Origin of the sequence: uncultured Corynebacterium sp., assembly GCF_945649885.1 — a bacterium.
Classification (GTDB): domain Bacteria; phylum Actinomycetota; class Actinomycetes; order Mycobacteriales; family Mycobacteriaceae; genus Corynebacterium.
The window spans coordinates 1-19,262 of record NZ_CALZFS010000047.1; the positions used below are offsets into that span (position 1 = coordinate 1).

Here is a 19,262-nt window from a genome sequence, read left to right on the forward strand (position 1 = left end):
CAAATATTACTTAACCCCCCGATCCCCCACATCCCACCCCAGGCACAGAAAAACCGAAGGTCACAAGCTCTTTCGAGTTTGTGACCTCCGGCCGTTGCGGTTCGAGAACCGCTCTTTGTGCCCGGGGGGGGACTTGAACCCCCACGCCCTTGCGGACACTGGCACCTGAAGCCAGCGCGTCTGCCATTCCGCCACCCGGGCGGGTGTGCTTTTGCGACCTGTTTAAGATAGCACGCACCCATGGGAGTTTGCCAAATCAGCTGGATAATCGGGGTTTTATCATTAACAACAAACGTATAAAGATTGTCCGGCGCGCGGTTCAGCCTATAACTTATGCGTGCTTCCCCCTTATAATGACGCTATCGTGCGCTTGAACCTTCAGTTTGAACCATCAGGTTTTTGATTAGCCCAGATTAAGTTTTAGGTCACAGGGCGGGACAAACGCATGCTCTCAGGCGTTTTTGTTTATGAAACGCTTTTATACTGTCCACATCAATCCTTGAAGGAGGTCGCACCAATTGGCTGGTTCTGGTCGAGTGGCTAATGCGATGAACAGTCTGGCGAAGCTGGATAGTTCTCTGCAGCGCGGCCTCGATAACGCATTGGCGTTTGTGTTTCGGGGTCGTGTTGTTCCGTCTGAGCTTGAGGAGCTTCTCAAGCAGGAGGCGGAGGATCATGTTGTGCATACCGCTGATGGGTATGTTGAGGCTCCGAATGTTTTCAAGGTGTCGGTGAGTCCGACGGATTTTTCTAACTTGTTAGAAAATTCGCCGGGTCTGGCTGGTCGTTTTGCTGATCAGATGACAAGGTTCTGCAGAAATAATGATTGGTCTCTGGCTGGTCCGGTCGTTGTGTTGATTGCTGAGGATTCGGCAAGGCATACGGGTCAGTTGAAGCCGGATTCGGAGAAGGATCCGGATCCTGAGTTGAGCAGTGGTTTCCTGCCTATGGACGGTGATGGCGTTTTAGCTGTTACAGAAAGTGAGTCGATGAACGTGTCCGACAGTTCCTCTTATTCCGGTACTGAGTTTCTGCCTGCGCAGTCCGCAGAGCGTCCGTTGGCGCAGGGTGTTCCTGCGTCGCAGGTGGATGCTGCCCGTCAAGGTGTGCCACAGTCTTCTGGTCCGGTGGTGTCTCTGCTGCTGCAGGATGGTTCGAGCCGTACCTACATGGTGAAAGAGGGTTCGAACATCATTGGTCGTAGTAATGATGCGGATCTTCGTTTGCCGGATACGGGTGTGTCCCGTCAGCATGCTGAGATCACGTGGGATGGTCGGGATGCGATTGTGGTGGATTTGAAGTCCACTAATGGCACTACTGTGAACGACACTCCGATTGAAAATTGGTTGTTGGCTGATGGCGATGTCATCACTGTGGGTCATTCCAATATTGAAGTTCGTATTGTCAGCCCGTAACGGGAGAGGTTGAGCATGGATTCTCTGGTCCTTCTGGGGCTGCGCGTAGCGCTTCTGCTGGTGTTGTGGCTCTTTGTGATGCTGGCACTGTGGGCGATGAAGAACGATTTGAAGCTGATGGCGGGTGCGCCGTCGAAAAGCTCCTCGGTGGCCGCCCCCCAGGGGCTTGCGCGCGCGTTCAACCGTTCCACCCCGCCTCGTCTGCTGACTGTTATTGAGGGACCGCTTGCCGGTTCTTCGATGGAGGTCGCCGATGACATGGTGATGGGTCGTAGTCCTGATTGCACATTTGTGGTTGGGGATGATTATGCGTCCGGTAGGCATGCTCGGATTTTCAAGCGTGGTTCGGAATGGTTTGTGGAGGACCTGGATTCCCGCAACGGCACTTTTGTTGGCGGTGTGAGGATTGATCAACCGGAAGAGGTCGAATTGGGTACGGATATTCGGATTGGTCGGACAACGGTAAGGCTTGTGCCCTGATGCTGAAACTTAAATATGCGGCGGCTTCTGACCGGGGTCTGGTCCGTGGCAACAATGAGGATTCTGCTTATGCAGGTCCTCATCTTCTGGCCATTGCGGACGGCATGGGTGGTCATGCGGCTGGTGAGATCGCCTCCCAGTTGATGATCAATCATCTGCGCGCGCTGGATACCTACCCCGGCGATAATGACATGCTGGCCCTGATGGGCATGATTGCCGATGAGGCAAATGCTTCTATTGCGGACGGTATTGAAGAGGATGCTGCCCGTGATGGCATGGGTTCCACACTGACGGCGTTCATGTTCAATGGCCGTGAGCTGGGTCTGTGCCATGTGGGTGATTCGCGCGCCTATATTCTTCGCGACGACACCCTGGTGCAGGTCACCACTGACGATACTTTTGTGCAGTCCCTGGTTGCTGAGGGCAAGTTGGATCCAGAAGATGTGTCCACGCACCCTCAGCGTTCCCTGATTCTGAAGGCCTACACCGGCCATCCGGTTGAACCGACCTTGAAGAACTTCCCCGCCCAGGTGGGCGATCGTCTGTTGCTGTGCTCTGATGGGCTGTCTGATCCTGTCACCCACAGCACCATTGAGGAGACCCTGCGTCTGGGTACCCCGCAGGAAGCTGTGAAGCGTCTGGTGGATCTGGCGCTTCGTTCCGGTGGTCCTGACAATGTCACCGTGATCGTGGCGGACATCATCGAGGTGCCTGGCGATGATCTCACCATGAGTGATTCCCTCCCCTTGACCGTGGGCGCGCTCAATGGTGAGCAGCCTGAGGATCCCCGCCCAGATACGGCTGCTGGCCGTGCGGCGGCGATTTCCAGGGAGCCGAAGAAGATCGATCCGGTGCCTGAGATTGAGCAGCCACCCGAGAAATCCTCCGGCAAACTCACGGTCCTGGTCGTAGCCCTGATCGTCCTCATCGGTGTTGTTGCCGCAGGATGGTGGGGCTACTCCCGTATCAACACCACTTACTTTGTCACCGCAGCCGAAGATGAGGTGATCTCCGTGGAGCAGGGTGTGGATTACCGGATCTTCGGTATTGAGCTCCATTCCCCCTACAAGGTGGCTTGTCTGGATGCCGAGGGTGAACTGACACTGGTGGATGACTGCACCGGCGATCCGGCCTTCACACTCGATGACCTTCCGGAGAGTCTGCGCGGCAGCGTGACCAACCTGCCCTCAGGTTCCTATGACGAGGTGCAGGCGCAGTTGCAGCGTCTGGCTGCACAGGCATTACCTGCCTGTGTGACCACACAGACAGAAGGCGGGTTCCGCGATAGACCAGGAGTCAACTGCAGGGAGGTTTCTGATGAGCGTGCTTGAGAGATTGAAGATGCGCCGCAAGGAAATGTGGCTGCTGCTGTTGGCCACGGCCGTGGTCACGGTGATGTTCGTGAGCCTGGAACTGGCCCTGGGCAATGACCTGGACAGCCAGGCCTTCATCCTGATTGCTGGTTTCATGGGTGTGTTCGTGATCGCCCACCTGGCCATGTGCTGGGTGGCACCTTTTGCTGATCACATCATGTTGCCCGTGGTGGCACTGCTCAACGGCATCGGGCTGGTGATGATCTACCGGCTTGATCTGGCCACGGGGTACAACACCGTGAACAGCCAACTCATGTGGACCTTTGTGGGCGTGGTGCTCATGGTGGTGGTGTTGGTGGTCCTGCGTGATCACAAGGCACTGTCCAGGTATTCCTACCTGTTGGGCATCGTCGGCCTGGTCCTGCTCGCCCTGCCGCTGGTGTGGCCGCAGCCTGCCGGTGTGGAGGCACGCATCTGGATCTGGTTGGGACCATTTTCCATCCAGCCGGGCGAGTTCTCCAAGATCCTCCTGCTGCTCTTCTTCGCCCAGCTGCTGGCCACCAAACGTGCCCTGTTCACCGTTGCCGGCTACCGCTTCTTAGGGCTTGATTTCCCACGTCTGCGTGACCTGGCCCCCATCCTGGTGGTGTGGGCCCTGGCCATCCTGATCATGGCTGGCGCCAATGACTTCGGTCCGGCGCTGCTGCTGTTCTCCACTGTCCTGGTCATGGTGTACCTGGCCACCGGACGTGGTTCCTGGCTGCTGATCGGTGCTGTCCTGGTGGCTGTGGGCGCCTATGCGGTGTACCAGGTGTCCTCCAAGATCCAGGAGCGTGTGCAGAACTTCCTGGATCCGGTGGCCCATTATGATTCCACCGGTTATCAGCTCTCCCAGTCACTGTTCGGTATGAGCTGGGGTGGCATCACCGGCACCGGCATGGGTCAGGGTTATCCCAATATGATCCCCGTGGTGCACTCTGACTTCATCCTGGCCGCCGTGGGTGAAGAGATGGGTCTGATCGGCCTGGCTGCCGTCATCGTGCTCTTTGGTGTCCTGGTCACCCGTGGCATGCGTACCGCCATGTCCACCCGTGACACCTATGGGAAGCTCGTGGCATCAGGGCTGTCCATGACCATCATGATCCAGGTGTTCGTGGTTGTCGCCGGTATTTCAGCTCTCATGCCCATGACCGGACTGACCACCCCGTTCATGTCCCAGGGTGGTTCTTCCCTGATGGCCAACTACATCCTGCTGGCCATCCTCTTGCGTATCTCTGATCACGCACGCCGTCCTGCCATGATGCGGGCCCGGGAGGAGGTTGCGGCATGAACAAATCCATCCGCATAACCTCCTTCTTCTCCCTGCTGCTGATCGTGGTGCTGTTGGTGAACCTCACCTGGATCCAGAGTTTCCGCGAGGATGACCTGGCCCAGAACCCACTCAATGGCCGCGCCTTCCTGGAGACCAAGTCCACCCCGCGTGGACAGATCTCCACCGGAGGTCAGATCCTGGCGCAGTCCCATCAGGATGACAATGGTTTCTACCAGCGTGAGTATGTGACCAACCCGGAGGCCTTCGCCCCGGTACAGGGCTATCTCTCTGATATCTACGGGGCAGCCGGTCTGGAATCGGGTTATAACGCGATCCTCAACGGCACAGACTCTTCCCTGTTCACTTCGCAGTGGCTGGATGTGCTCTCCGGCAAACCCACCCAAGGTGCCAATATTGAGCTCACTCTTGATCCCACCATGCAGGAAACCGCCTATGACCAACTGACCCAGAATGGTTATGAAGGTGCCGTGGTGGCTCTGCGCCCGAGCACTGGTGAGGTACTCACCATGGCCTCCTCGCCCAGCTTCAACCCGAATTCCATTGTGAATTCCGCAACCGCTGCGGACGCCTGGGCGGAGTACACCTCTGATCCGCAGTCCCCGCTGTTGAACCACGCCACCCAGGAATCCCTGCCCCCGGGATCGATCTTCAAGATCATCACCACCGCAGCAGGTCTGGACAATGGTTACAGTGCTGATTCCCCTGTCACCGCTGCTTCTGAGATCACCTTGCCGGGAACCACCACCACCTTGACCAACTATGCGGGTCAGGCCTGTGCAGGCGGTGGAACCACCACCCTGCAGACTGCCTTCGCCCTATCCTGCAACACTGCTTTTGTGGAGATGAGCGTGGACATCGGTGCTGACGCCCTGCGTGATGCAGCGGCTGATTTCGGTGTGGGTAGAAACTACGACCTGGGTATCAACAATGTCAGTGGTGGCCTGGGTGAGATCCCTGATGATGCTGCACTGGGACAGTCCTCCATCGGCCAGCGCGACGTGGAGATGAGTGTTCTCCAGGCAGCTGTCATGGCAGCCACCGTCTCCAATGGTGGCGTGCGCATGGAACCCTATCTGGTGTCCCGTGTCACCGGCCAGGACCTGAGCGAACTGTCCTCCCATGAACCAGAATCTGATGGTGGTATTGAACCGGAAATCGCCGAACAGATCACTGAACTGATGAAGGCCTCAGAGCGCAACACCTCCGGATACACCGGGGCGGATATCGCCTCCAAGACCGGCACGGCAGAACATGGTGGCGAGGATACTCCCCCACACACCTGGTACGTGGCTTTCCAGGATGATGTGGCTGTGGCCGTGCTGGTGAAAAACGGTGGTGGCTTCGGAACCGGTGCCACCGGTGGTGCTGTGGCAGCACCGATCGGCCGGGCCGTACTTCAGGCAGCAGGAGGTCTGTGAACTGATGAGTGAACCGGATTCCACTGGAAAAGAACGCCTGCAGGAGTTAATCGGACCTGATTACCGCCTGCAGTGGATCATCGGCCACGGCGGCATGTCCACCGTGTGGCTGGCCGATGACACCGTCAATGACCGCGAAGTAGCCGTGAAGGTACTGCGCCCGGAGTTTTCTGACAACTCTGAATTCCTCAGCAGGTTCCGCAATGAGGCCGAAGCTGCCGAGGCCATCCATTCTGATCATGTGGTGGCCACCTATGACTACCGGGAGGTGCCGGCACCGGCCGGGCACACCTTCTGTTTCATCGTCATGGAATACATCCGTGGTGAGTCCCTGGCGGACATGCTGGAACGTGAAGGCAAACTGCCTGAGGACCTGGCCCTGGATGTCATGGAGCAGGCAGCCCACGGTTTGTCCGTGATTCACCGGATGGGCCTGGTACACCGCGACATCAAGCCGGGAAATATTCTCGTCACCGCCAATGGCATCGTGAAGATCACAGACTTCGGTATCGCCAAGGCGGCTGCCGCCGTGCCGTTAACGCGCACCGGCATGGTGGTCGGCACCGCCCAGTATGTGTCACCGGAACAGGCCCAGGGCCACACGGTGACCCCGAGCAGTGATGTGTATTCACTGGGTGTGGTGGGCTATGAAATGATGGCTGGGCACCGCCCCTTCACCGGTGATTCCTCCGTGTCGGTGGCCATTGCCCATATCAATGAGGCACCCCCACAGATGCCCACCAGCATCACTGCCCAGACCCGTGAACTCATCGGCATCGCACTGCGCAAGGATCCCACCCGACGTTTCGCTGATGGTAATGAACTGACCCTGGCGGTTTCAGCAGTCCGCCTCGGCCAACGCCCACCGCAACCGCGCACGGCTGCGGTGCAGAAGGTGGCGGTGCCGCCATCGCCAAGCGCATCAACCGCCATGCTGGGCAAAGTTGCCCGCCCTGTCACCGTGGTTCCTGTTCAGGAGCCCCGGGGGTCAGGAATCGGCATCGGATTATTCATTGCCGTGCTGTTGGCGGTTATCATAGGTGCTGTTATCTATGCTGGTGCCACCGGCCTGATCTTTGGTAATTCCGAGGAGACCACCACCCCGGCGACGGTGACCCACACCTTCACGCCGACGGAAACCACTGAGGAAATCTGGGAACCTACAACATCCCCGGCCAGGCCCACAACCCAGGTACCAGCCCCCACTGATGAAACATCTTCAGAGGAATCAACAACTAGCCAGGAGGCAACCACCCGGAGCACCCGCACCACGGACACCACAGATTCAGACAGCACCACGGCACAGACACCGACAGAACCCACGGTTCCAAGTGCGCCCACCACGGTCCCCACTGAAGCTGGTACACCCGCCACCACCGCACTACCTGAGGAAACGCTCGCCCCGGTTGATGAACTACTGATTTCACTCGATGAATTAATAAACGCTGGAGGAAACCCGTGACTTTTGTGATCGCTGATCGCTATGAGCTGGGTGCCAACATTGGCTCCGGTGGAATGAGCGAAGTTTTCGCCGCCACCGACACCCTGATCGGTCGGGAAGTTGCAGTGAAGATGCTGCGCACCGACCTGGCCAGGGATGCCAATTTCCGTGAGCGTTTCCGCAGGGAAGCGCAGAACTCCGGCAAGCTCAGCCATCCTTCCATCGTGGCCATTTTTGACACCGGCCAGGTGGATCGCGACGGCGTATCCGTACCGTTCATCGTGATGGAACGCGTACACGGCCGCAACCTCCGCGACATCGTGCGCGAGGACGGTGCATTCACCCCCAACAAGGCCGCCACCGTCATGATCCCGGTATGCCACGCCCTGCAGTCCTCCCATGATTCCGGCATCATCCACCGCGACGTGAAACCGGCCAACATCATGATCACCAACACCGGTGGCGTGAAGGTGATGGACTTCGGCATCGCCCGCGCGGTGGATGATGCCACCTCCGCCATGACGCAGACCTCCGCTGTCATCGGCACCGCCCAGTACCTCTCCCCGGAACAGGCCCGTGGCAAACCCGCCGACGCCCGTTCCGATGTCTATGCCGCCGGCTGTGTGATGTACGAACTGGTCACCGCCCGCCCACCTTTTGAGGGCGACTCCCCCTTCGCCGTGGCCTACCAGCATGTGCAGGAGGATCCGACCCCACCATCGGAATATATCTCCGATCTCACCCCGACAGCCGCGTTGAATATTGATGCCGTGGTGCTCACCGCCATGGCCAAACACCCCGCCGACCGCTATCAGACCGGCCGTGAAATGGCCGAGGACCTGGAGCGGCTCTCCCGCAACGCCGTCTCCCACGCCGCCCGCACCCACGTGGAAACCCACGATGAACCAGAGGTCGCCCCGGTGCCGGCCACCCGTGTGGAGCGTGCGGAACCACGCCGCTTATCGACGGCTACCGCAGCAGGTGCCGCTGGCACCGGCGCTGCCGCGAGCACTGTTGGTGGTTCTTCCGGTGCCGGTGGTTCGCGCTCAGGTTCCGGCTCTGGTGGGCAGAAAGGTGGCTCACGTGGGCTGATGGCCCTGGCTGTCATCCTGTCCCTGGGTGTTCTCGGCGTGGCCGGTGCCTTCACCTATGACTTCATGTCCAACAGCTCCACCGCCGCCACCCAACAGATCCCCAATATTGTTGGCCTGCCGGAAAATGAGGCCGTCACAGAGCTGGAAGGTCTCGGATTCAACGTCACCGTGAACACCGAACCCAGCCCTGATGTGACAGAAGGTCTGGTCATCCGCACCAGCCCGAATGTCGGATCAGAAATCCGTGAGGGTGCCACCGTTACCCTGAGCGTGTCCAGTGGCCGTGAAATGGTACAGATTCCCGATGTCTCCGGACTCCCACTGGAGGAAGCCGCCCAGCAGCTCGAAGGGGTCGGCCTGGTGCTGAACCAGACCGTGCGTGAAGAAATCTCCGAGGACTTTGAAGCCGGCGAGGTAACTGAACAGAACCCACCCGCCGGTGAGGAAGTCAGCATCGGATCCACCGTTTCCCTGACCGTCTCCACCGGTGCCGGACAGGTACGAGTCCCCGTCATCGCGGGTATGCAGTGGTCACAGGCGGAAGGAAATATCACCACGCTCGGCTTCGTCCCAGAGATCAGCTATGTGGACAGCCGCCTGCCCGAAGGCGAAGTGATCTCCATATCCGGACAGGGTACAGAAATGAACCGTGGTTCCGCACTCACTGTGGAAATCTCCAATGGCATGCTCATCAGTGCTCCTGACCTGGCACGTTTGAATATCGAAGAAGCCCGCCGGGCCCTGCGTGATGCCGGATGGACCGCGCCGGAAGCCTCCCTGGTTGTCGGCGAAACCATCCCCACGCCTGCCCTGGTGGACCAGTCCCGCATTGGCTTCCAGAGCCCAGCTCCAGGCGAAACCATGCGCAAGGATGCCGTGGTCACAGTCCGAATCTACCAATTCGACCTGGCGGCCCTGGTACCGGAACGATAATGATGGTGGGCACGGCGGTTGGCCTCTGCGGTGTCCATAAAGGAAATCAGCTGGCCAGCTACCGTGAACCCCGGTGGTACGTTAAGCTCGAAGAACGAAGAAAACGGTTGTTTGGCCCCCTCAGACAACTTTGACCATGAAGGTGTGAACAAGTGCCAAAGGCAAAAGTTACAAAGAACGCAGTCGCTCCGGTAACAAGCAACCCGAGCGCCAACCGCACCCCGGTGAAGATCAACTCCACCGGAACCCCCATGTGGTACAAGGTGCTCATGTTCGCCTTCATGATCGTTGGTCTCCTCTGGCTGGTGACCAACTACCTGGCTGGCGAAGATATCGGCTTCATGGCAAGCATGGGTGCCTGGAATTACGGCATCGGCTTCGGTCTGCTCGTCATCGGGCTGCTGATGACCATGGGATGGCGTTAGCCCCTCAAGTCTTTTCCAAGAGGGTGCCTCCCACCAGAATTTCTGGTGGGAGGCACCCTCTTTTCATGTTTCTGAGTGCGCCAGCATCCTGCAGCCCTGAGGCTCCCAGAGTGCCTCTCAGGCACCCACTAGGAGTAATGGAACTTGCCTTGGATAATGTGGGTCCGGGGGTGCTGAGCGAGCTTCCTGGAGCATCGGATTTTCCGGGGTAAAGATACTATTTCCACTTTTCCACACAGAACCTGGCTGGGAGAAAAATGTGTCGATTGCTTTACACTTTCCAGCAGTTGAGTTCTCTGGAGCCACCACGCTGGCGGGATTATTTCCTCCCCCTGGGGGTCGAGATATGACAATTTCTCCGGTGGAAGGAGCCTTTATCCTGCTGCAGCCCTGTTCAGCTGGGGCTTCATTGCTTTGTGAGTGCTGTTTTTTCTTCCCCACTCCATGAATAACCTCCACTGCCGCCCCAAAGCTGACAATAAAGTTGGTGAACAGTCTCCGCGTACCGTCTTCTGTTCCTCTTTTTCTATGCACCGCCACCTGAATTGATCATGTATTTATGGTTTTGCCCCACATGAAGCACCTGCATTCTGGTGTGTCTGTTAAAAACCACGCTTTCACCGAAAAGATGAAGATTCTGTCATCTCCAGAAAAATTAGAGAATTTGTAATTTCAAGAACTGGTGTGCGTGTAAGATTTTGAAATGTTTTCGAATATCACAGTTAAGCAACCTGCAGATATATCAAAATATCCTATCGGCGACCCCTTTGTCCAAACTAGAACAAAGTTTCTATCTCTGGCTTTTCCGCAATAATCTCCCACCACCCCCGACACGAGGAGAGTTATCCACAGATCAAACGAGTTACACACATGTAACTGTGGATAACTCCAGAACGCGGCAGGGGATAAAAGTTATCCACAGGCTGTGCATAAACCTGTGGATTCGCAGACCCACCACAGAGATTCCTCCTTTTTCACATATTCCACAGCCTGTGGATAACTCTGTGAACAGTTTCCACCATGGGATGGGTGTTCGAATAATGACACCATTTTCCCGTATTCTGCGACGATAAGCCCATGTTCGAATTACATTTCCGCTTTTCATAGCGGTAAATTACAAGAATGTGACTATCCACAGTGTGGATAACACTTGTGGATAACTTCCTGAACTACAAGTTCTTCACATATTCCACAGCTGCTGTGGAATCCTGTGTGGGATTGATTTTCCTGCATGTGCGCAAAGTGAATTCTTGTGATTACACATCCTGTGGATAACTTTATTTATCACCCCCTTATGACAAAAAAGACGTCTTCCACATGGAAGACGTCTTAGTTAGTTGATAGTCCCTCAGCTACACCTCTTTAGCTGAACCGATATGCGGGTAGTCCGAGGAAGAGAATGACAATAACTGCCCCTAAACCAACCAAGGCGATCATCCACTGGGAACGACGGCTCTGAGCTTTGACCATCGGCCAGGTCAGGAGTGCACCTGCAATCAGACCTCCGAGGTGACCCCACAGGGAGACGTTGACTGCCAGAAAGGTATAACCAACGTTCACGGCGATGAGTGCCAGAGGAGCCCGCAGATCAGCGCCACGAAGGGCAAACAAGCCAACCATGACTGCCATCATGGAATACACGGCCCCGGAGGCACCTGCGGTGGGAGAAAGCGGGTCGAACCAGACCACGGCTGCGGATGCTCCGATGCCGCCCACCAGGTACATGACGCTGAACAACACTGATCCGAAGTAGTTTTCAATCTCGCGACCCAATAACCAGAGCAACACCAGGTTGAGCAGCATGTGGCCAGGTCCAATGTGAAGGAACATGGCACCAACAGCACGCAGGGGACCAAAGCCACTGGTCATCTGGGGAGCCCAGAGGATCCAGTCATCGGCAATGGAGCTGTCCCAGAGGTTGTTCTGGATGGATCGTGATTGGAAGGCGGTGACCAGGTAGACCGCTATGACGGTCAGGGAGATGGTGGTGCTGGCCGGGGCCTGGCGGTAGAAGTCTGCAGGCTTCATCGTGGAATTCTTCCCATTATTCTTTTCGTACCGTGAGTTGAATCAAAAAACAGGCCCTGCCACAAGGGCAGGGCCTGAAGAAGAGAGCTGAGTTAGAAACTACGCAACGATCTCGATGGACTCGATGACCACTGGCTCGGTTGGGCGATCCATGCGGTCGGTTGCGGTGGTACCGATGGCATCGACAACCTTCTGGGACTCTGCGTCAGTGACCTCACCGAAGATGGTGTGGGCATTGTTCAGGTGTGGGGTTGGTGCGGTGGTGATGAAGAACTGGGAGCCGTTGGTTCCTGGGCCAGCGTTGGCCATGGCCAGCAGGTAGGAGCGGTCGAAGCGCAGCTCTGGGTGGAATTCATCAGCGAACATGTAGCCCGGGCCGCCACGGCCGGTGCCGGTTGGGTCGCCACCCTGGATCATGAAGTTGTTGATGACACGGTGGAAGACAGAACCGTTGTAGAACGGGCCTTCGTTGGTGCCTGCTGCGTTGGCAGCCTTGTATTCCTTCGTACCCTCTGCGAGGCCGACGAAGTTGTTTACGGTCTCAGGGGCGTGGTTGCCGAAGAGCTCGACGGAGATGTCTCCACGGTTGGTGTGCAGAATTGCTGTTGCAGTCTTCAAAGTCATGTAATCCATCATAACCGCAACCAAGCATCCGCATGTTTCACTAGTCTGGGATTGGATAAACACTTCCGATTAAAGGAGAGCATTCAATGAGCACTTTCACGACACTCAAGATGGCACTGACCGGCGCGCGTACGGCATACAATGCCTACGCCGACTTCCGTGACCGCAAGGTGGATGAGGCTTATGACGCTCTGTCTTCGGCTGCTGAAACCTATGGGCCGAAGGCAGACGATGCTGTGGAATCAGCTCGCCACGCCTATGACGAATCCGTGCAGAAGGCCGGAAATGTCACCAAGGCTGCCCGCACCCGTCTGGAAAAGGCCCTGGCTGCTGCAGAGGAGAAGGGCGGATCTGCCCTCAAGGAGGCCCGTTCCTCTGGCAAGCAACTGAACCGGAAGGGACGTCGTAAAGCAGCAAAGCTGGATAAGAAGGCGCGTAAGGCGTCCTCCAAGCAGCTGGCACGTGTGGGCAAGAAGGAGAGCCACTGGGTCCGCAACGTGGCACTGACCGCGCTGACTGCCTCCGGTGTGGCCGCCATCGTCTATGCCGTTGTGAATAAGCGCAAGGATGTTCCGGGAGACACCCCTCCGAGCCTGGATGATCTATTCAACTCCGTGCAGCAGCCTGCTGAGGAGGAGCCGGTGCTGGTGTACTCCACCGAGACCGGCGATGAAGCACCCGGCGGCGCTGACACCGATGCCACCCCAGAAGAGATTGTTGCGGAGGCAGAAGCCGCCGCCGTTGAGGCCGCTGATCTGGATGCAGCCGAGGAAGCTGAGGCTAATACTGCCACAAACATTCCGGTTGAGGACGAGGTTGAAACCCTGGATGAGCTGAGCGAAGCGGAAGCCATCCAGGCTGAGTTTGATGCCAAGAACGCCCCACAGCGTGAACAGGGCGATAAATAAGTAGTAGAACAACAAAACTCTCCCGGTCCTCCCACCATATAAGTGGGGGGCGGGAGAGTTTTCGCTGCGGTTTTTAACGCTGTAATTCGTGGCTGAGCGAGTCCAATTCGCCACCACCGGCCATCTGGAGGGTGAGTTCTTCCAGGGTGACCTGGTCCCGGGGGATGTCCATGACCTGTTCGCCGAGGTTAAGCAGGATGAAATGGTCACCCACCAGGTAGGCGTGATGGGGGTTGTGCGTAATGAGGATGACGCCGATGCCACGGTCGCGGGCTGCTGCGATGAAGCGCAGGACCATACCGGATTGCTTCACACCTAGAGCCGCGGTGGGTTCGTCGAGAATGAGCACGCGGGCGCCGAAGTAGATGGCGCGCGCGATGGCCACCACCTGGCGCTGTCCACCGGAAAGTGAAGCCACCGGCACATCCACGTTGCGGAGTTCAATGCCCATTTCTCGGAGTTGTTCATCGGTGATTGTACGCATCTCATCTTCACGCAGACCTCCGAAACGACCGGTGAGTTCCTGGCCGAGGAAGAAGTTGCGCCACACGCTCATCTGTCCGACCACAGCCAGATCCTGGTAGACCGTGGCGATACCGGCGTCCAGGGCGTCGCGGGGGGATTTGAAGCGGACGGTTTCATCATCCACGTACACGGTGCCGGAGGTGGCAGGGTGCAGGCCGGCGAGGATCTTGATGAGCGTGGATTTACCTGCACCGTTATCACCCAGCACACAAGTCACAGCACCGCCATGGACAGACAGGTTGATGTCTTTGAGTGCGTGGAAGACACCGTAGTCCTTGGAGATACTCTCAAGGCGGATCAGTTCTGTCATGATCGCTCCTTGTTGAACTTGGCAAAGCGGTTGTTGGTGATCACGGCGAACAGCAGCATGCCGCCGAGGAAGAACATGAACCAGTCCGGGTTCCAACCTGCATAAACGATGCCCTGGTTGGTCATGCCGAAGATGAGGGCACCGATCATGGTGCCGATCACGGTGCCGCGACCACCGGTCATGGCAATGCCGCCGATGACGGCGGCGATGATGTAGAGGAACTCATTGCCCACGCCCTGGCCGGCCTGGATGGAATCAAACATGAACAGGTTGTGCATGCCTACGAACCAGGCGGCGAAACCGACGAACATGAACAGGGTGATCTTCACGCGACGGACTGGAACACCGACGGCGCGGGAGGCTTCCTCATCACCGCCGACGGCGAAGATCCAGTTGCCGAAGCGGGTCTTGAACAGCAGGAAGGTGCCCAGTGCCACGAACAGGATCCACCAGAAGACGGTGATGCGGATGTTCACGCCGAAGATCGGGATGGAGCTGGCAAATACCGCGCGTGCCGAGGGGAATCCTTCCATGTCGGCGATGGTGGGGGTGGCCACGGTACCGGCGATCAGCTTGGTCAGTGCCAGGTTGAGGCCCTGCAGCATGAGGAAGGAGGCCAAAGTGATCAGAAAGGAGGCGATCTTCGTCTTGACCACCAGGTAGCCGTTGAAGAAGCCTATGGCCAGGGAAATCACCAGGGCCAGCAGTGCGCCGACCCAGGTGTTGAGCCAGAGGTTATAACTGAACATGGAGGCCGCCAGCGCCGCGGTGGTGACGGCGACACCGGTGGACAGGTCAAATTCATCACCGATCATCAGCAGCCCCACGGCGATCGCCATGATGCCGATGGTGGAACTGGCGTACAAAACAGTGGCCATGGAATCCCATGACCTGAAGGCTGGTGCCACGATCATGAAGAAGGTGAAGATGATGACGGCACCGAGCAAACTGGTGAGCTCCGGGCGTCGGATGAGGCGGGTGAACAGGTTATCCCTGTCCTGGGAACTCTTGGGAGCGGTACTCGTGGTCATCGCAACCCTGCTTCTGCAGCGTCGGCGATGATGTCCACATTGCTGCTGTCGACAAAGCTGGGTCCGGTGTAGACCGGGCGTCCGCCACCCACGGTGGTGCCATTGCGGTGTGCCAACCAGAGTGCATCCACAGCCAGATATCCCTGCAGGTAGGGCTGCTGATCAATGGCGAAGGCAATCTCATCATTGCGGATCGCGGTGACCAGTGCGGCATTGGTGTCGAAGGTGCCAATCGATACCTCTGCACCAGCATCATCAGCAGCAGTCACGGCGGTCAGCGCCACTGGTGCCACCAAGCCCATGACCCAGTCAATGCCGGGATCCTGGGAGAGTTTTGCCTGCAGGGTAGCCTGCACGGAGGTCAGATCCATGCCGTTGACATAAAGGGTCTCCACCTTGCCGGCAGCTCCCATGCCATCAGCGACACCGCCACAGCGGGATTCCTGGGAGGAGTTGCCCTGTTCGTGGATCACGCAGAGAACATGTTCTGCACCATCATCAGCCAGGCGTTCACCAGCTAAGGTTCCGGCCACGCGTTCCTCTTGGCCGAAGAATCCACTCAGACCATAGTCACGGTAGGTGTCCATGCCGGCATTGAGACCCACCACCGGGATGCCCGCGTCCACGGCCTTCTGGGCGGTGGGGCCGAGTGCCTGAGCATTGGGCATGGTCAAGGCGATGCCATCCACATCAGAATCAATGGCTGACTGGATGAGGTTGGCTTGGTTGGGCACCTCGGGGTCAGCGGAATAACGTAGTTCAATATTGTCTTTTTGCGCGGCATCTTCAGCGCCCTTGCGCACTAAGTCCCAGAATGTGTCACCCGGTGCGCCATGGCTGATCATGGACACAACCATGCGTGGGGTATCCACAGTTCCACCGCCTTCTCCGGCTTCGGAGGGGCGGGGGGCACCGCCGGTGGCTGAACATCCGGACACGGCCAGGGCCATTCCAAGCACAATCGCAGCAGTTTTTATTAGTCTCACCTGATTAAGTCAACGCAGGTCAGAGAGTTAAGTCAAACATTTCCGCTGGTGGTTAATCGATTCAGATGGATCTTGCTGCAGGTTTTACGCGCCGGTGGTAGACCGCACTTCAACTGAGCAGGGTGCCTGATAGGTGTTGAGCTCAGTGTCAAAGAGCATCCGGGCGCACAGCACGCCCTGATCACGCAGTGATTGACGCACTGTGGTCAGCCCCTCACGTTCAGCTTCTGTGCCATCATCCCAGCCTGTGAGGCTGATGGCTTCCGGGATGGCACGCCCGGAGGCACGGATGGGTGACAAAGCAGCCAGTGCGATGCGATCACTCATGCAGATCAGCGCATCGGTGGCGGGGTGTTTGAGCAGAAGTTTATCCACGGCTTCTTTCGCCTCCACCTCATCATTGCGGGATAGAAACAGCACCGGCACCTCCGACCAGTCCAACCCAGCTTCTTCCACAGCAGCGCGGTAGCCGGCCAGGCGTCTGCGGTGCACCTCAAAAGTGGTGGTGACTGGTTCAGGTCCGTATTGCAGTGTCTGCAGACGGTGCTGTGCTTCCGGCAGGGAGATGATGGCCGGATGCTGTCTGCCACGGACAGCCAGGGCTGCGACCTCACGGGCTACCGAGTAATCATCCAGGTGCACCAGACCCCAGTTCTTATGGGTTGGGCCACCGCTGACCACCACGGGCCGTCCGGTTTCCTCCAGGGCCTGGAGGAGGGGGTTGTCATCTGAGGTGGCCCACACGATATATCCGGCCACATCCATGGACAGAATCCGTGCGGAATCCTTCGGACCTTCCTCACCGGTCACGGGAATCATGGTCATGCCCATCCCACGGGCCACACATTCACTGGCCACCCCAGACAGGAAGGCAGAAGCCACCGGATCATCAAAGGCATAGGTCAGGTGTTCGCCCAGCACCACACCGATCTGGAGGGGAGCGCCCCGGCGAAGAGCAGTAGCGGTGGGGTGGGGGCGTCTATAGCCGATCCCATCGGCAGTCTGGAGCACACGTTCCCGGGTATGGGTGGCCACGCGGTCCGGGTGGTTGAAGGAGTAGGAGACTGTCATCACCGACACACCGGCAGCCTTGGCCACATCAGCCATGGTGGGTTGTTTCCGCCGTGGCCTAGGTAGTTCAGGTGATGGCTGGGGTGTTGGTGAGATGGACATTGAGTGGACTCCGAACGGACTACTGTTTCATCGATAAAAATTTTTATGTTTAACGATACACAACTGCGTGGCACCTTCCTGTCTTGAAAACCACTGATACAGGAGCACCAAGAAGGTGAGTCGCCGCATTATCTCACAGGTCAGGCGCTGCATGTACTGGGAGTTGTCATATCCCCAGCACCTTTTCATCATTTACGTTGTTCTCATTCCTCACGTTTTTCCATACCGACCTCCCAGTGGTGAGGTATGAAAAAGTAGCACCTTCAACACCTGAAAAGACGACACCTCCCGGGGCGCCATCAATAAGGATCAGGTCGGCAGAATATCGGGCTGGCCTTGTAAAGCTCACCTTCTTGTCCAAACAGCTCACCAGCTAAAACGATGACTGCGATAATGGCTCATCACCGCGTAGCCGAGTTTGGGGGCTACATGCGCAGGTGTCCGGGCGAAGCTCACCCAAAACCGTAGTCTCCACCTGGCGAAACCTTAATACCACGCTTAAGCTTTCCCCTGATGACTGCGACTTCCAGTCCCTTCACATAACTGACCATTTCCCTAATTTCCGGGAAGTAACCGGGCCTTCCTACCCCGAGGAAAGTGCCACCAAGCAGTTGATCGCGGGGTATCAAAGACACGCCAGGTCAATCCGTATCGGTGGCGATTCGTCAACGAAGCAAATGGTTATCACGACTATGTGACCGCCATGATTGAATCATCCCCGGAGGGAGAGCCGGTACAGTCCTGGCAAGTTGCCGACTCGACATTTGTGCGTAGGTACCCACTGGGGATGGCCAAGCCCTTTCCCGTTCCCCTCTTACCCTACCTGTACAGCGGATATCTGATAAAGGGCCGCACTTTAGAGGAGCTCGCAGAGAAGTGTGGCATCGACGCGGAGGGCCTCACTCGAACTGTCCGGGAGTTCAACAAGAACGCCCGGCAGGGCCTTGACCCAGACTTCTCCCGGGGAGAAACTGAGTTCAATCGCTCCGGCGGCGACCAGAAAGTAGGCCCAAACCCGTCCCTCGCACCGATAGAGAAGGGCCCGTTCTACGCGGTCAAGGTGCTCCCGGGAAGCTTCGGTACCTTCGATGGCATCGCCGCCGACGGTCGCTCCCGCGTCCTACGCAAGAACGGCACCTCGATCGAGGGCCTGTTCACTGCAGGAAACGACCGCGCCTCGATCATGGGTGGCTTCTATCCAGCCGGCGGCATCAACCTCGGCCCGGCGTTGACGTTCGGCTATATCGCTGGCCTCGAGTTGGCCAAGGCTAAATCCTGTTGCGAAAGCCATGAGGGTCAGCATGAGGGGTAGAAAATAAGATGGTCTCCGGTGTAGCGAGGAAGGTGCCGAATAAACCACGCTACACACCAGAGACCTTATCCCCACCTCATCACCCAAGACGCCATCCGCTGGCGCTGCACTGTCTACGACACCGACACAACCAATACCCGCCCCGATGACCAACATGCGCAACGCTTCGCACTCTTCATCGAATGGATTAACAACCCCGAATCACGCACTAGAATCGCTAAGAAACCGGGGTGGCATCCGCCGCACCCTGGCACACTAGTACCACGACTACTGGTTCCTCGGAACTTACGCCGGGGGACACAAAACAAAAAACCACCTCAGAACCAAAGTCCTGAGGTGGCTAACTGTGGAGCATAGGAGAATCGAACTCCTGACATCCTGCTTGCAAAGCAGGTGCTCTACCAACTGAGCTAATGCCCCGTGTTCCTGGTGGGCCTAGCAAGAATCGAACTTGCGACCTCATCGTTATCAGCGATGCGCTCTAACCGACTGAGCTATAGGCCCTGGGAACGA

15 protein-coding genes, 3 tRNA genes and 1 pseudogene are annotated in these 19,262 nt (G+C 57.6%); 10 read left to right on the top strand and 9 right to left on the bottom strand.

Annotation, left to right across the window (positions count from 1 at the left end):
* Positions 1-118: 118 nt before the first annotated feature.
* Positions 119-201: transfer RNA gene (locus Q0M74_RS06770), tRNA-Leu, on the bottom strand.
* 347 nt (positions 202-548) lie between these two features.
* On the opposite strand from Q0M74_RS06770, the gene Q0M74_RS06775 reads away from it, so the two are divergent.
* The 8 genes from Q0M74_RS06775 (at position 549) to crgA (ending at position 9,852) form a co-directional block, all read left to right on the top strand.
* A complete protein-coding gene (locus Q0M74_RS06775; protein ID WP_293952765.1) occupies positions 549-1,415 on the top strand; it encodes a DUF3662 and FHA domain-containing protein in 867 nt (288 codons plus the stop codon).
* 15 nt (positions 1,416-1,430) lie between these two features.
* On the top strand, positions 1,431-1,895 hold the full coding sequence (locus Q0M74_RS06780) for an FHA domain-containing protein (RefSeq protein WP_293952738.1): 465 nt from the start codon (positions 1,431-1,433) through the stop codon (positions 1,893-1,895).
* Positions 1,895-3,226 (top strand): PP2C family serine/threonine-protein phosphatase, encoded by a 1,332-nt coding sequence (locus Q0M74_RS06785; protein ID WP_293952740.1) that lies wholly within the window; start codon positions 1,895-1,897, stop codon positions 3,224-3,226. Before Q0M74_RS06780 ends, Q0M74_RS06785 begins: the two co-directional genes overlap by 1 nt.
* Positions 3,213-4,538 carry an FtsW/RodA/SpoVE family cell cycle protein gene (locus Q0M74_RS06790; RefSeq protein ID WP_293952742.1) on the top strand — a complete coding sequence of 442 codons (1,326 nt, stop codon included), beginning with the start codon at positions 3,213-3,215 and terminating at the stop codon, positions 4,536-4,538. Before Q0M74_RS06785 ends, Q0M74_RS06790 begins: the two co-directional genes overlap by 14 nt.
* Positions 4,535-5,959: a penicillin-binding transpeptidase domain-containing protein gene (locus Q0M74_RS06795; RefSeq protein ID WP_293952744.1), complete on the top strand. Its 1,425-nt coding sequence runs from the start codon at positions 4,535-4,537 to the stop codon at positions 5,957-5,959. The genes Q0M74_RS06790 and Q0M74_RS06795 overlap by 4 nt, the downstream gene beginning before the upstream one ends.
* 4 nt (positions 5,960-5,963) lie before the next feature.
* Entirely contained in the window at positions 5,964-7,421 is a 1,458-nt protein-coding gene (locus tag Q0M74_RS06800; protein ID WP_293952746.1) for a serine/threonine-protein kinase, read from the top strand.
* Positions 7,418-9,427: a Stk1 family PASTA domain-containing Ser/Thr kinase gene (pknB, locus tag Q0M74_RS06805; protein ID WP_293952749.1), complete on the top strand. Its 2,010-nt coding sequence runs from the start codon at positions 7,418-7,420 to the stop codon at positions 9,425-9,427. Before Q0M74_RS06800 ends, pknB begins: the two co-directional genes overlap by 4 nt.
* A gap of 152 nt (positions 9,428-9,579) precedes the next feature.
* Positions 9,580-9,852 carry a cell division protein CrgA gene (crgA, locus tag Q0M74_RS06810; protein WP_293952751.1) on the top strand — a complete coding sequence of 91 codons (273 nt, stop codon included), beginning with the start codon at positions 9,580-9,582 and terminating at the stop codon, positions 9,850-9,852.
* A 1,362-nt stretch (positions 9,853-11,214) separates the two neighbouring features.
* On the opposite strand, the gene Q0M74_RS06815 is transcribed toward crgA, so the two are convergent.
* On the bottom strand, positions 11,215-11,880 hold the full coding sequence (locus Q0M74_RS06815) for a rhomboid family intramembrane serine protease (protein WP_293952753.1): 666 nt from the start codon (positions 11,878-11,880) through the stop codon (positions 11,215-11,217).
* Between the two features lie 99 nt (positions 11,881-11,979).
* Positions 11,980-12,516: a peptidylprolyl isomerase gene (locus Q0M74_RS06820; RefSeq protein WP_293952755.1), complete on the bottom strand. Its 537-nt coding sequence runs from the start codon at positions 12,514-12,516 to the stop codon at positions 11,980-11,982.
* Positions 12,517-12,590: 74 nt separating this feature from the next.
* On the opposite strand from Q0M74_RS06820, the gene Q0M74_RS06825 reads away from it, so the two are divergent.
* The gene (locus Q0M74_RS06825) at positions 12,591-13,412 is read left to right on the top strand and encodes a hypothetical protein (RefSeq protein ID WP_293952757.1); all 822 of its coding nucleotides are present in this window, start codon (positions 12,591-12,593) and stop codon (positions 13,410-13,412) included.
* A gap of 73 nt (positions 13,413-13,485) precedes the next feature.
* Here the strand turns inward: Q0M74_RS06825 and Q0M74_RS06830 are convergent, their stop codons facing one another.
* The 4 genes from Q0M74_RS06830 to Q0M74_RS06845 form a co-directional block, all read right to left on the bottom strand.
* Complete coding sequence (locus Q0M74_RS06830; protein ID WP_293952759.1) at positions 13,486-14,247, bottom strand: ATP-binding cassette domain-containing protein; 762 nt, start codon at positions 14,245-14,247, stop codon at positions 13,486-13,488.
* Complete coding sequence (locus Q0M74_RS06835) at positions 14,244-15,278, bottom strand: ABC transporter permease (protein WP_293952761.1); 1,035 nt, start codon at positions 15,276-15,278, stop codon at positions 14,244-14,246. The genes Q0M74_RS06830 and Q0M74_RS06835 overlap by 4 nt, the downstream gene beginning before the upstream one ends.
* Positions 15,275-16,228, bottom strand: coding sequence for a substrate-binding domain-containing protein (locus tag Q0M74_RS06840; RefSeq protein ID WP_293952767.1), 954 nt, complete (start codon positions 16,226-16,228; stop codon positions 15,275-15,277). Before Q0M74_RS06840 ends, Q0M74_RS06835 begins: the two co-directional genes overlap by 4 nt.
* Before the next feature lie 120 nt (positions 16,229-16,348).
* The gene (locus Q0M74_RS06845; protein ID WP_293952763.1) at positions 16,349-17,371 is read right to left on the bottom strand and encodes a LacI family DNA-binding transcriptional regulator; all 1,023 of its coding nucleotides are present in this window, start codon (positions 17,369-17,371) and stop codon (positions 16,349-16,351) included.
* Positions 17,372-18,095: 724 nt separating this feature from the next.
* Here Q0M74_RS06845 and Q0M74_RS06850 point away from each other — a divergent pair.
* Positions 18,096-18,749, top strand: a pseudogene (locus Q0M74_RS06850) (FAD-binding protein); the annotation flags it as partial.
* A 347-nt stretch (positions 18,750-19,096) separates the two neighbouring features.
* Here Q0M74_RS06850 and Q0M74_RS06855 read toward each other — a convergent pair.
* Positions 19,097-19,169, bottom strand: a tRNA-Ala gene (locus Q0M74_RS06855).
* Between the two features lie 7 nt (positions 19,170-19,176).
* A tRNA-Ile gene (locus Q0M74_RS06860) sits at positions 19,177-19,253 on the bottom strand.
* Positions 19,254-19,262 lie beyond the last annotated feature (9 nt).

Excerpts from the sequence above, each read along its gene's own strand:
- Q0M74_RS06775 (WP_293952765.1), top strand. The coding sequence starts at position 549 with ATGAACAGTCTGGCGAAGCTGGATAGTTCTCTGCAGCGCGGCCTCGAT.
- Q0M74_RS06780 (WP_293952738.1), top strand. The coding sequence starts at position 1,431 with ATGGATTCTCTGGTCCTTCTGGGGCTGCGCGTAGCGCTTCTGCTGGTG.
- Q0M74_RS06785 (WP_293952740.1), top strand. The coding sequence starts at position 1,895 with ATGCTGAAACTTAAATATGCGGCGGCTTCTGACCGGGGTCTGGTCCGT.
- Q0M74_RS06790 (WP_293952742.1), top strand. The coding sequence starts at position 3,213 with ATGAGCGTGCTTGAGAGATTGAAGATGCGCCGCAAGGAAATGTGGCTG.
- Q0M74_RS06795 (WP_293952744.1), top strand. The coding sequence starts at position 4,535 with ATGAACAAATCCATCCGCATAACCTCCTTCTTCTCCCTGCTGCTGATC.
- Q0M74_RS06800 (WP_293952746.1), top strand. The coding sequence starts at position 5,964 with ATGAGTGAACCGGATTCCACTGGAAAAGAACGCCTGCAGGAGTTAATC.
- Q0M74_RS06815 (WP_293952753.1), bottom strand. The coding sequence starts at position 11,880 with ATGAAGCCTGCAGACTTCTACCGCCAGGCCCCGGCCAGCACCACCATC.
- Q0M74_RS06820 (WP_293952755.1), bottom strand. The coding sequence starts at position 12,516 with ATGATGGATTACATGACTTTGAAGACTGCAACAGCAATTCTGCACACC.
- Q0M74_RS06825 (WP_293952757.1), top strand. The coding sequence starts at position 12,591 with ATGAGCACTTTCACGACACTCAAGATGGCACTGACCGGCGCGCGTACG.
- Q0M74_RS06830 (WP_293952759.1), bottom strand. The coding sequence starts at position 14,247 with ATGACAGAACTGATCCGCCTTGAGAGTATCTCCAAGGACTACGGTGTC.
- Q0M74_RS06835 (WP_293952761.1), bottom strand. The coding sequence starts at position 15,278 with ATGACCACGAGTACCGCTCCCAAGAGTTCCCAGGACAGGGATAACCTG.
- Q0M74_RS06840 (WP_293952767.1), bottom strand. The coding sequence starts at position 16,228 with ATGGCCCTGGCCGTGTCCGGATGTTCAGCCACCGGCGGTGCCCCCCGC.
- Q0M74_RS06845 (WP_293952763.1), bottom strand. The coding sequence starts at position 17,371 with ATGGCTGATGTGGCCAAGGCTGCCGGTGTGTCGGTGATGACAGTCTCC.